Genomic DNA, 12,056 nt, shown 5'->3' on the forward strand with positions numbered 1-12,056 from the left:
GCACGGCCGGGGCCTTGCCGCAAGCCCCCGTGTGCGCTATACGTTGAGAGTGGCGGGGAGCGTGTGCCGCCTCACGAGGCCAGCGCGGCCAGCGCGATGCCCAGCCCGCGCTGGTTCTGCCCCGCGGCCTTGGCGTCGGTGGAGTTGACGGAGTAGACGACGGTCCTGCTCAGGTCGCGGGTGGCGCCCACTCCCGCCGAGAAGCCGTACCTGGCGCCGGTCTTGCCGTAGGCGACCTGCCCGCCCGGCAGCACCATCCTGGACATGCCGGAGGTGTAGGTGGCCGGGGCGCAGCCGCCGAACGTCGTCACCCTCGGGACGGTGAACATCGGCTCCAGCCGGGCGGGCGGCACGACCTTGCCGGAGAAGAGCGCGTTCACGAACGTCTCCAGGTCGCGGGCGGTCGAGATGAGGTCGCCCGAGGCCCAGGTGGAGGTGACGCTGGTCGTGGTCATGTCCACGACGGCCGTGTCGCCGTACGGGACGGAGCCGGGGAAGCCCGCCGGGACGACCTGGTAGCCGTGGTGGTGCGCGCCGCGGATGCGGGGCGAGCGCCCGGGCAGGTAGCTGTCGCGCATGCCGAGCGGGCGCAGGATGCGGGCGGTGACCTCGTGCTCGTAGGAGCGGCCGGTGACCCTCTCGATGAGCAGGCCGGCGACGAAGGTGTTGGTGTTGAGGTAGTGCTGCTGGGTGCCGGGAGTGAACTCGACGGGGTTGCGGACGGCCAGCGCGACGTACTCCTCGGGCTTCCAGGTCTTGTACCGCGTCCGGTAGACCTCCTCGAAGCCGCCGTCGAGGTCCGGGGCGGGCAGGCCGCTGGTGTGGTTGAGCAGCTGGCCCACGGTGATGGCGGGGTAGGCGGCGGGGAACAGGCCCGGCAGGTACTCCTGGACGGTGCCCTCCAGCGACACCTCGCCCTCGGCGACGAGCTGGAGCACGACGGCCGTGGTGAACATCTTGGTGACGCTGCCGGCGCGGAAGCGGACGTCGTCCCTGGCAGGCCGCCCGGTACGCAGGTCCCCGATCCCGGTGACGCCCTTCCAGGTGCCGTTCGTGCCGCCCACGCGGACGATCGCCGCGGTGGCGTCGGGGGCGGGCAGGTTCTCGATGCTCCTGGCGAGCGCCGCCGGGTCGATCGGGGGGACGTTGACGGCGGGGTCGGTGGCGGGCGGGGGGACCGGGCAGTCCGCGACGGCGGACGTGGTGGCGGACGCGGAGGCGGAGGCGAGGGGCGTGGCCAGGGTCGCGAGGCGGCCTGTCGGTAAGGCTGGCCCCACCAGCCGCCATCTGTGACATTCCCGCCCAGGTCGGCCGCCCCGAGGCGTCAGTTCGTTGGTCCGGACGAGCGCTCAGGGAGACACACAACGGCCTTCCCGATTTGCCCCGGGAAGGCCGTTGTCTTTCCTCCAGGCCCGGACAACCGCGCCGGACAACTCCCTCTCCAACGACCGGCGAGCGTTCCGAAGGCGGTCACAGCGGAGACAGGGGTAGCCGGCCGGGCCGGGCTGGGTGGCGGAGCAGCGCGGACAAGCGACCACCTTGGCGCTGCCCGGGACCTTCCAGCTGTATCGGCACAGGCGCGTGCGCCGCCGATATCACCACCATCCGTGAGGCGTACGGTGGTGACGTGTTGAAGCGGAAGTAAGGCAGGCTCTCCTTCCATGTTCACTTCTCGGTCCTTGGCGCTCGCCCTCCTGTGCAGCGCCCTGGTCATGGCGGGATGCGGTGCCTCCACATGGCAGGACATACGTGTCGCGACGTTATCTCCAGATGGCAAGACTCTGACCGTCAAGCTGATCTTCGGAGCGCCTGACGAGACGGGGAAGCCGTGTGAGCGGGTGACGGATACGGAGGTGACCGAATCGCCGTCTCGGGTGGTCATCGGGGTCGAAGTGGATGACTCCTGTCGCCGAAGCTGGCCATGGGAGGAAGAGTTCACCAACATGATCGGGCGGGCTCATCTCGTGCAGCTCAAGCTGAAAGAGCCGTTGGGCGAACGGACCGTCGTCAACAACTCGAGCGACGAGCCCGTCGCGATCAATCGATAGCGGTGAGGCGGGAGTACCCCGCCTCACCCACCTTAGGCTCGCGATCAGCTTGTCGATCGCGGCCGCCGTCGAGCGCGTCCTGGAGTCCCTGCAGATGGCCACTACCCACGTCGGCTACGCCCAGACCCTTGCCCGCCTGACCACCGTGGGCCGGGCCGCAGCACACGGTCGCCGCGCTCGCGCTTGATGTGACTCCCATGCAGGTCCGTGTTATCAGCCACAGAGTGCGAGGTTGATCATCTCAGTGTCGAATAACGATCGATTTCGCACAAGATCAAAATAGGAGCGTCGTCCTAGAAGCTGCTCGTTTGGGGCTCATGACACGTTTCTTACCGGCACCCCATTTTTACGCACGTTCGTGATTTCTGAAGGTTGATCTTGATGAACTGTCGGGTGAGGTGTGGCTTTGGGCGCGATTTCGAGCGCGTGTTGGCAGGAATCTGCGCCCCTTACGCATTGCGGGCCGCCATCGCCGCCGTCCACTCCGAGGCTGCATCCGCGCAGGAGACGGACTGACCACAGATCCTGGCCCTGCACCGACGTCCTGCTCACGTCAACCCTCGCCTGTCGCTGCCTCGGTCGGGTGGTCGCCCTGTCCACACTCAGAGAATTCTTGACCAACGTCCGGGTCATCGGGTGAGTACTACAGCCACCCTGCGCTGGAAGCAGCCCCTTGGGCCATGCGGGATACAACCCCTCAGTGGTTTCGACGGCCTGAGATTTACCGGGCAGCGTCGCAGCTGCCGGCTCGGCGGTGCTCGCCGGGAGTGCACCAGCCCGTCAGCCAACCACCTGGTCTTTGCCGATCCCCACGGTGACCACGGCCAGGTCGCCGCGCATCAACCGCAGACTGATCTCTTCATCGAATCGGTGCTGGTCAATGACATCTCCAGTGCGTGCATCGAGCTTGAGGAGCGTCTGCTCGTCTGCCGCGACGTAGGCGACCCGGCCATCCGTCAGCACAGCGTCAGACGCGCTGGTTGCCCTCTCCAACGGCCGACGCCAGGCGATGCTGCCGTCGGCGATGCGGTAGGCCACGATTCCTGCCGCAGTATCCGCGATCAGCAGATCGGCTGACACACCGAGATTGTCCTCGGAGGAGTTGTAGAGAAGTCCTGCCCATGGGTCGCGCCAGAGGATCTTCCAGTCCGCGGCTCTGCGGACGACGAGTCCTCCCCCGTCCACGATCACCACGCGGCCCTGGCCAAGGTCGCGGCCGTTGGACCGCTCAAAATCGGTGAGCGTCCACCGTGGCCTACCATCCTCGACGCCGAGCGCGACGCCCTTGTACTCAGCGCAGTGATGGGAGACAAGCAGGACCTTGTCCATGACCTTGACACTTTGGATGGGGCCACACGACGCGGCCTGGTATGTCCAGCGGATCCCTCCGGTGTGGGCATCCAGCACATCGACGCGGCCGTCGTGCAGGATCACCAGCGTGCCGGATCCCGCGACGGACAGCTCCCACATCGCTGCCCACTCCTCATCCCAGGCCCGGTTGGCCTCCGCGGACGGCCCTTCGGGGATGTCGGTCTGCCAGATCATGCGGCCCGTCGGCACGTCGATGAGGCGGACCGCGCCGTCGCGCCAGACGACCGAGATGCGCCGATTGTCCACCCGGATCCAATCCACCAGGTCATCGCTCCAGGGCCGCTGGTACACCCAGCTATCGGCCCCATCAACGAGCCGTACCGCAGCCACTCCCTGCCCTCGTCGTTCCACCGCCACGTCGCCGAAGAGATCACTGTAGAAAGGTGCTTCGCCCAGGACGTCGATGGACGGAGTGCCACGACCGGGCGGCTGCCAGGGCTCCACGAGAGGGCCCGCCACCCGCCTGATGGTCTCCCCCGGCCACCCCACCACGGCCAGAATCGCAATGCAGACGAGCGTCACAATCGGGAGGCGAATCATCCGCATACGATCAAGTATGGCCCGGAGGCTCCTGCCGCATAGTGTTCTTCAACAGGCCGCCTAGCCATGCGACCGGTTCGGGATGGTTTAAGTGCCTGCATCTGGACTCACACTCATAGTCGGCGCAGCTCGGCGATGGTGCGGTCGACCAGCTCAGCGTCTCTCGTGGATCCGTTCCCTCCCATCGGGGCCAGCCGTGGCCGTGCTCTTGGCCCGCTCTGCCTCTGGCGGCCTCCTGCTGCAGCCGCGCAACCGTAGCCGCCAGGGTGGCCACAGGCTCGCCCGGCTCGGCAAGGGTTGGCACCGACTCGATCGAGTCGCCAGCGACGGAGCGGTGGCTGGTTACGCTTTACCTCTCTCCTACGGCAGCCGCGCCAGGACACGGACACATCTCCCAGACACGTCAGGACCCCGAACCGACCGTCCGACGAGGAAGCGAATGGGCCAGGCCAATCCCCTTACCGGCGAGGCGATGGAGTCGAGAGTGACGTCGGGAGCAGGAATGACGAGGCTCCGGTACCCGTGCCGTACTGGCCGGCACGCCCGCTCAGTTGCTCTCGCAGGGCGTAGACGACCGTGATGCGCCCCAAAGGGGTGTCGGCGGTGTCGACGGTAGTGACGTGCTTGACGGTCTCGTTCTTGTCGCGCAAGGCGGCGATGAGGCCCCCGGGAATGGTGGAGGTGTTGCCACCAGCGAGTACGGTGCCTCGGCTAGCCTCGTCGAGCCTGGCCGCCAGCGAGACGAGCGCGCTGGCCTGTGCCTCGGCATTCTCGCCTTCGAACGGATTCTCAGGAGCGATCATGACGGCGATCGTCGCGCGCTTGCCCGGCTCCCTGTCGATGCTGAGCAGCCCGGCGCGCTCGAATTCGTCAAGAACCGTGAGGGTTTCCTTGTTGCGGGTCCCCGCTTGGGCCGGGTCGCTGGTCAATAGCGTGGCGCTGAGCAGCATGGCGCCCTTCTCATAAGTGGTCGCTGCCGGATCGATGGTCATGTCGGCCGGCATGAGCTTGTTGACCAGCATGTCGAGTTTGTCGAGGCGCTGTTGGTCAAGGTACGCGTCCGCGAGCGTGACCTGCCCTGCGTAGTCGGCGCCGGCCTGTAGGAGTGTCTCCTGGATAGCCTCACGCTCGGCGGGGTTCGCATCTGGAGCCTCTACCAGCAGGACCCGCTCACCCGCGAGCACCTCGGCTACCCGTTCGGGCGTTATGGAAGCGATGAACGCGTCATTCTCCGCTTGGAGCCGCTCCAGCGCGTTGATCTGAGTGCGCAGTTCCTCCTTCGTCGTGGCCAGCTGTGCCGTCAGATCCTGGGCCGTCTTGAGTGCCGGTTCCTGGAGCAGTGAGGTGCCGAGCACGATGCCCACCGCCAGCGCAAGGAAGATCGAGACGATGGAGGCGATGTGATACCGAAAATCGATCAATCCGAGGAATCCGATCAGCAAAGGGGCAGCGAGTTGAGCCGTCAGGCAGAGGGGCCGGGAGGCTTCGTCATGCCTGCGAGCCTATAGAAAAGGGATCATCCCGACTTGTTGAACGCCATGATTTCCTATGCCGTCACAGGAAGGGGACGCAACGGTACTGGGAAGTATGTGCAGCCCCAGGTTCGAGCGGCGGCTGATCACCCTTCCCTCGCGAGGCGGCCGGGCCTTTCATCGGCGGCGGTCAGCCCAAGGCACGGAGCGGCCCAGATAGTCCCCCGGGCCGCCTCCCTAGAGTTCGTGGGTGTTCTCACGAAGTTGGCGAGCGGCGTTCGCGTAGCGGATGGCTGCCCGTTCGCTGATGCCGAAGATGGCGGCGAGGTGGAGGGCATCGGGTCCTTGGGCGAGGGCTTCTTCGAGCTGACGGTCCATGCGGATCTGGTTGACGGTGAGGCCGAGGCCACGGAACTGCTTCTTGAGCCACCAGTCGGTGGTGGGCTGGGTGTCGTGTGCGGTGCGTTCGCTGAGGAACAGATGCGGATTGGCGGTGCGTGGCCAACGGGTGGCTCGTTCGCGAAGGTATTCAGTGAGGAGCTGGGCGGTGAGGTCGTCCAGGCGGCGGGTGTGGCCACGTAGGGTGATCCGTCGGTTGGGAATATCGATGTCGTCGAGAGTGAGCTGACAGAGCGTGCCAGGGCGGGCGGCATGGATGGCCGCCAAGGCGAGGACCAGGCGCTGGGCCGGCGTCGTGGCCTGCTCGACGGCCTGGGCGAGCAGGCGGTTGTCCAGCGGCATCGGAAGTGCGGAATTGGGCGGGCCGCCGGAGAGCCGCCGAGTGGGGTCGGCGAAGATTCTGCCAGTGCGCTTGGCGAAACGGAACAGCGATCGGAGCGCGACGGCGACGCGGCGCCGGTGTGACCCGGTGAGGTCGGCCAGTGCTTGTTCGGCGTCGTGACGGGTGACTTCCCGAAGCGTCGAGTAGGTCGCCGACCAGGTGATAAGCGCTGGGTGGGCGGCCATGAGGTAGGTGCGGACGGTTCCTTTGTCTCTGGGGCGACTCCTGCGGCCCCCGTAGAGGAGCTCGTGGGTCCAGGCACGAACGTCGACGCCGATGTCGTGGGTGAGCTGGTCGATCCGCCTGTCCATTCAGTCGCTGAAGGTGTCGGGACGGTCGTCGTCCAGAAGGCCGAGTTCGTCGACGACCTCGGCAGTGTGGGAGACGTTCAGGCCGAGCTTGTCGACCTGGCGAATCTCGGAGTAGCTGAGCCGGTCGCCGGGTGCGTGGCCGGAGAACAGCACCAGCAGCGCACTGTCGACCTCTTTGAGCAGGTAGTGCGACCAGCCGCATTGTTCGGCGATCGCGCGGGCGCTGGCGCGAGCCCGGACGACCATGGGGTTGCCAGGGTTGGCGTGCGTTTTCCGGGTGAAGCGGGTGAAGTCCCGGCGGGCGTGGAACAGCGCGAGCTGACCTGGAACCTGCCAGGTGACGATCCCCAGCGCCTGGGGATCGCCGACTGTCTGGTATCCGCGCAAGTCACAGCCCAGGTTGAGGAAAAGCTGCCAGTGATCGAGCCGGATCTCGGGCAGCGGCCCGCGGATCTTGACTTTGCCGAGCTGACGCATGGCCTGGGCGCGGCATAGTCGGCAGTGTCCATTGAGCGTCTTGGTACGGCGGCGACAACCCGCACATTCGCGCATCTTCTGAGCTTGTTCCGCTTTGACGGACACCATCGTTGTGGTGTTCAGGCTGCTGCGGCAGCCTCGTAATCAGCAGGGCTACGGTAACCCAGGCTGCTGTGCAAGCGGTGCAGGTTGTACCAGCCCTCGATGAACTCGAAGATCGCGCTGCGGGCGGCAGCGCGGGTGAGCCAGAGCTGGGCGTCGAGGAGTTCGCCCTTGATGGTCGCGAAGAACGACTCGGCCAGAGCGTTGTCCCAGCATTGGCCCGTGCGTCCGGCCGACAGCCGCGCCCCGAGCCGTTCAGCCAGGGCGGTGTAGGCGGTGCTGGTGTACTGCTTAGGTGCAAGGGGTCGTCGCAACACTGCTGCTCAGCAGCGAGTCTAGGTGATCGTTGAAGGCCTCGGCAGGGGTCCTCCAGCCGAGGCTCTTGCGGGGGCGGGCGTTGAGCGCCGCTGCGACTGCAGCGATGTCGTCGGCGCTCCAGCGGGACAAGTCGGTGCGCAGATGATCGGCCGTCGCCCAGCCCACCACCCGGCGCGAGGCGATGTCGATGACGGTGGCCAGATACAGCCGGCCCTCCTCGGCCGGGATGTAGGTGATGTCGCCGCACCAGCGGGTATCGACGGCTGCCGCATCGGGCGTGAAGTCACGGCCAATGAGATCCGGCCGGCTGCCGGCGTTCGGGTCGACGACAGTGGCCTGCCGCCGGCGGCGCCGATACCGTCCGGCCAGGCCCAGCGCGCGCATCAACCGGGCCACCCGCCGCCTCCCGCACCGCTGCCCATCGCGCTGCAACTGCGCATGCACGCGCAGCGCGCCATAACCGCCTCGTGAGCGCGCGTGCACCTCGGCGATGCGCTCGGCCGGCTCCCCGTCGCGCATCGCGCGGGGCCCGGGCACGCCACTGCGGCGGGCATAGAAGACGGCACGGGAGACTCCCAGCAGCTCACACGCCCGCTTGACGCTGTGACCGCCCCGCTTCTCCGCCTCGATGAACGGATCAACGCTCACCGGGTCTCCCTCACGAAGAAAGCCGTCGCCCGCTTGAGCACGTCGACATCCTCACGCAGCCGCCGGTTCTCCCGCCGCAACGCCTCCAGCTCCTGACGCTCGCTGCTGGTCAGCCCGTCCCGCTGCCCGGCATCGACCTCCGCCTGGCGCATCCACTGCCGCACCGCGGTCTCGGTCAGATCGAAGTCCTTGGCCACCTGCCCGACCGAGCGGTCACCGCGCCGGCACAGCTCAACGATCTCGACCTTGAACTCCGGCGTGAACGAGCGGCGAGGACGCGGCTTCTTCTTCCCCATGCTCTCCATCATGGACATCCTTCCGGGGACGAGCCCCTGATCTCGGATGTCCGTCAAACCGGATCAAGCCCACTTCCACGAACCTCGCCCTCGGCACGAGGCACAGATGCCTCCCTCGTGGTCAAGCCGTCCCCAGCCCAGGCAATATCGGCAGCTACCGACCCAGTGGTCGTCACTCGGCTGATCCACGGTCATACCGGTGGCAGGGACCGTCCTGAACGCGGTCGCGGAGTGATGCCGCTGTTCGTACTCGCCGCCGCAGGCGTGCTCTGTTCGTCAGTCTTCTTGGTGACCTTGTCCGGTTCGGGGATCAGAAGCTCGTCGACTCCGCAGTCAAGCACCGCGCAGATCACGTCGAGATCGGAGAGCTTCACGCTGACCGGCTGGCCCGACCACAGCCCGGACATCTTCCCGGAGCTGATCGCCAGGCCGTGCTCGGCGAGCATCCGCTGCAGCTCGCTGGCCTTCCAAATGCTGCGGCTGGCCGCGGCCAGCCGCAGGTTCCACCTCATCGGCCGAGTCCTTCCAGACGGGCCGCGGCGCGCTGCTGGCCCTGGACCCACGAGTCCTCAACATGGCTTTGCAGTACGTGCTCTGGCGACGTCAGGTATTGGAAGCGTCTGAATACCTGATCCCTGACAGAGCTCATGGTGGCTGGCGGTCAGAGGGTGGGGATGTAGTCGGCGAACTCGTAGTGACCGTAGCGGCTGAGCTTGGTGGTGACTTCTGACCAGGTCGCCCCGGTGCACTGGTTGACCAAGCGGTCGAAAAAGGACTCAATGGCCGCCCAATCGTAGGTGCTGACGATCACGTGGTGGGCGCCGCTGATGGGCCGGTCGTCGCGTTCGACTTGGTCCTGAAGCCATTGCGGGGTGCAGACGGTGAAATCGAAAGACTCGTCTCCAGGACCGTCATCGGGACCGGCGATCATCTGGACCAGGAACATGAAGCGTTGTGGATCGTCGGGAACGTAGGTGCCTGGGTCGATGTCCGGCGTGTGAAGGTATCGGATGGCGGCTTTCACGATGGTCTCCGTCGGGTGGTCATCAGTTTCTTCTGTCTTGAGGCGCTTTGGGCCTGTTTCCAGTGACGTCTCGGCGGGTGTGGTCTCGTCGGCTGATGTCTGCGGCGTAGGCGGCCCAGTCCCCGGCCGATGCGCGTTGCCAAGCGACGGCCACGGTGATGTGGAGGCCGAGTACGCGGGCCAGGACAGCAGCAGGCAGATCGGTGGCGAGCTGGAACAGGGCGGTGGAGCGGGCCTGGCCGGAGAGGATGCCGAGGTCGCGGAGACGTTCGGCGGGTCGACTGGAACTGATCGGGCGTCCGGGTTGTCCGCCCGGAAACAGCCAGGCCGAAGCGACGTCGTCGCCGATGGCCGCGTGGCCGCGGCGCCTGGCCAGCAGATGCCGGACGAGGTCATCGAGGGGTTCGGGCAGGACGACCGGTTCGCGTCCGAAGCTCAGCCGTACTTGCCCGTCGTCGGCGTGGACATGGTCGAGGGTGAGGCGGCTGATGGTCGACGGCCACTGGGCATAGAGCAGCAAGAGCAGCCCGGCGACGCGGTCTTCGATGGCGAAGGCATCGTCGTGGAGCAGGCGGCGGGCCTGCTCCCAGCGGGCCTCGGTGTCCAAGACGCGGGAGGGGCCGCCCCATCGGGTGGCAGGAAAGTCCAAGCGGGTCAGCTTCTGTTTGCCGGCCCAGCGGATGAAGTGCTGCCCGGTCTCGCGGCGGTGCGTGGCCTGGTCGCTGGCGATCCAGGTGTCCAGGTGATTCTGCCGGCAGGTCGCCAGGGTGAGATCGTGGCCGGTGAGCCAGTCCAGAAAGCCGATCGCAGCCTTGACGTGCTGGCGGATCGTGGCCAGTTGTTCATGAGTGATGTCCGTGCCCTGGGTGCGGCGGCGGAGCCGGCGCAGTAGGTGCCAGACGGCGTAGCGGTGCAGCAGATGCTGCTGGTCGGCGTCGGCGCGGTCGGCGATGGCGGCGGTGATCCATCGTTCCAGCCGGGCCATCTGCTCGTCGCGGTGGGGCAGCGTGCCGATGGCGGCCAAGACGCTGCGCAGGTGCTCGACAGGCTTGCCGGGCGGCAGCGCGTCGAGGCTGGCGTGGGTGAGTTCGACCTCGGCGTCCAACTCCTGCAAGATCGCGGGGGCGGCGCTTCTGTCAAGCCAGGCGATGACCGTGCCAGGCCGCTCGGCGCTGGCCAGCGCCTGGTAGAGGGCGGCAAGGTGAGGGCGGATCCGACCGGTTGCGTCACCGAGCAGTTCGTGCAGGCGCCGGTCGAGAGCGCATCGGGCGCACCGGCCGGCGTGCAGCCGCCGCGTCTCGCCGCAAGTGGGGCAGCTGGTCCAGAACCCGGGATCGGAACGGGTGCAGGTGGCGCAGAGCGGTTCGGTCGTGCTGCCGCCGCGAACGGGACCGAACTGGCCGCAGCGCGCGCATCGGGCGCGGCGTTGCTTGCAAGCCGTGCACCAGGGCTCTCCGGTGGCCTGGGAGATCACGCAGGGGCCCTGACGGCCGCAGATGCCGCAGGTCGCACTCTTCCAGGGGCGGCAACTGGGACAGAGCGGCCCGTCAGGAGTGCGGATACTGACCAGCCGCCGCCGACCGCATCCCGTGCATAGTTCCTGGTTAGACGGGTCGATGATCAGGCAGTGCGCGCAGAGCGGCCGGCCAACCGCGTCGCGCGTGGCAGGCTCGCGGACGGTTCCGCATCGGGAGCAGGGGTCGGCCCGGGACTTGGCCACGCAACTGCGGCAGAGCCGGACCCCGTCGCGGGGCTTGATCAGAGGGATGACCCGTCCGCAGTGCGGGCAGGGCGGCCGGACGACGCCTTGAGCGCCCGCGTCGCAGAGCCGGTCGATCAACCTGAGCACCGCGGGGACGGGCGCGTGCGCTCCGGCTCCGGTGAGCAGCTCGGGCCGGTCCTCAAGCGCCCAGGCCAACTGATGGCGCTGTCCCGGCCGCGGCACCACCACCGTTACCGCGGCCGAGATAACCACCGCCGGCAGGTTCGGATCGATCGACGTGACGACCTCCGCCACGATGTCGATGGGGTCTCGGCCATTATCGGGTGGGCATCTGATGCAGCGGGGCCGTCCCTGCCGGTCACGGGAATTGATCGTGCGGATGTTGCCGCAGGACGCGCAGGGCTCCCGGCGGGGCCCGCAGACGCCGCAGTACCAGTCCTGGTCACGGCGCTGGAACGTCCGCAGGTGCTTACCGCACTCAGCGCAGACCGGCGCCGAGATCGTCGTGGCGCCCGTGTTACGCAGCGCGATGAGCAACTCGGCGATGGCCCGGGGAGCCGGTGATCGCCCGTCGGTCAGGACAGCCGGGCGCTCCAGCAGCGCCTGGGCGACCTTGCGGCGCTTGGCCCGACCACCGACGACGCCTGTGACCGTCTCTTCCACCACCGTCCGGTCCGAGTTCGGTGCGGCATCAAGAATCAAGCCGATGATGACGCCGACCGGGTCGGCGAGCACCCCGGGCGCGTAGACGCTCATCGTTCACTCGCGCCCGGCCCGGTGATCCGGGCCCGCTTCGGCCGCAGGTCGCCGACCCCCACTTCGTCTCCGGAGGCCGTCTTGTGTCAACGATGGCCGAATCCTGGATCAGGCACACATTCCGTGATGGGGCCCGGGTCAGTCGGTCAGCAGCATGCGTTTGCGCAGGAGATCGAGGTTGGCGCGGCC

General features: G+C 67.4%; 12 protein-coding genes. 1 reads left to right on the forward strand and 11 read right to left on the reverse strand.

The features are described 5' to 3' along the window. Nucleotides 1–71: 71 nt before the first annotated feature. Nucleotides 72–1,277: a serine hydrolase domain-containing protein gene (locus AB0H75_RS22490; protein WP_367799013.1), complete on the reverse strand. Its 1,206-nt coding sequence runs from the start codon at nucleotides 1,275–1,277 to the stop codon at nucleotides 72–74. A gap of 402 nt (nucleotides 1,278–1,679) precedes the next feature. On the opposite strand from AB0H75_RS22490, the gene AB0H75_RS22495 reads away from it, so the two are divergent. Then, nucleotides 1,680–2,048 carry a hypothetical protein gene (locus AB0H75_RS22495; RefSeq protein WP_367799014.1) on the forward strand — a complete coding sequence of 123 codons (369 nt, stop codon included), beginning with the start codon at nucleotides 1,680–1,682 and terminating at the stop codon, nucleotides 2,046–2,048. A gap of 780 nt (nucleotides 2,049–2,828) precedes the next feature. On the opposite strand, the gene AB0H75_RS22500 is transcribed toward AB0H75_RS22495, so the two are convergent. The 10 genes from AB0H75_RS22500 to AB0H75_RS22545 form a co-directional block, all read right to left on the reverse strand. Further along, nucleotides 2,829–3,965, reverse strand: coding sequence for a PQQ-binding-like beta-propeller repeat protein (locus tag AB0H75_RS22500; RefSeq protein ID WP_367799015.1), 1,137 nt, complete (start codon nucleotides 3,963–3,965; stop codon nucleotides 2,829–2,831). A 452-nt stretch (nucleotides 3,966–4,417) separates the two neighbouring features. After that, nucleotides 4,418–5,401, reverse strand: coding sequence for a copper transporter (locus tag AB0H75_RS22505; protein WP_367799016.1), 984 nt, complete (start codon nucleotides 5,399–5,401; stop codon nucleotides 4,418–4,420). Nucleotides 5,402–5,668: 267 nt separating this feature from the next. After that, nucleotides 5,669–6,523: a hypothetical protein gene (locus AB0H75_RS22510; protein WP_367799018.1), complete on the reverse strand. Its 855-nt coding sequence runs from the start codon at nucleotides 6,521–6,523 to the stop codon at nucleotides 5,669–5,671. After that, nucleotides 6,524–7,000, reverse strand: a complete 477-nt coding sequence (locus AB0H75_RS22515; RefSeq protein WP_367799019.1) for a hypothetical protein — start codon at nucleotides 6,998–7,000, stop codon at nucleotides 6,524–6,526. It lies immediately after the preceding gene. A 119-nt stretch (nucleotides 7,001–7,119) separates the two neighbouring features. Next, a complete protein-coding gene (locus tag AB0H75_RS22520; RefSeq protein ID WP_367799021.1) occupies nucleotides 7,120–7,419 on the reverse strand; it encodes an integrase core domain-containing protein in 300 nt (99 codons plus the stop codon). Beyond that, a complete protein-coding gene (locus AB0H75_RS22525) occupies nucleotides 7,394–8,068 on the reverse strand; it encodes an IS3 family transposase (RefSeq protein WP_367799022.1) in 675 nt (224 codons plus the stop codon). Before AB0H75_RS22525 ends, AB0H75_RS22520 begins: the two co-directional genes overlap by 26 nt. After that, the gene (locus AB0H75_RS22530) at nucleotides 8,065–8,364 is read right to left on the reverse strand and encodes a transposase (RefSeq protein ID WP_367799024.1); all 300 of its coding nucleotides are present in this window, start codon (nucleotides 8,362–8,364) and stop codon (nucleotides 8,065–8,067) included. The genes AB0H75_RS22525 and AB0H75_RS22530 overlap by 4 nt, the downstream gene beginning before the upstream one ends. Nucleotides 8,365–8,555: 191 nt before the next feature. Further along, complete coding sequence (locus AB0H75_RS22535) at nucleotides 8,556–8,876, reverse strand: helix-turn-helix domain-containing protein (RefSeq protein WP_367799026.1); 321 nt, start codon at nucleotides 8,874–8,876, stop codon at nucleotides 8,556–8,558. A 149-nt stretch (nucleotides 8,877–9,025) separates the two neighbouring features. Beyond that, nucleotides 9,026–9,388: an immunity 8 family protein gene (locus tag AB0H75_RS22540; RefSeq protein WP_367799028.1), complete on the reverse strand. Its 363-nt coding sequence runs from the start codon at nucleotides 9,386–9,388 to the stop codon at nucleotides 9,026–9,028. A gap of 22 nt (nucleotides 9,389–9,410) precedes the next feature. Then, nucleotides 9,411–11,867, reverse strand: coding sequence for a hypothetical protein (locus AB0H75_RS22545; RefSeq protein ID WP_367799030.1), 2,457 nt, complete (start codon nucleotides 11,865–11,867; stop codon nucleotides 9,411–9,413). Between the last annotated feature and the right edge of the window lie 189 nt (nucleotides 11,868–12,056).

It is taken from the genome of Nonomuraea sp. NPDC050783 (assembly GCF_040802095.1).
Classification (GTDB): domain Bacteria; phylum Actinomycetota; class Actinomycetes; order Streptosporangiales; family Streptosporangiaceae; genus Nonomuraea.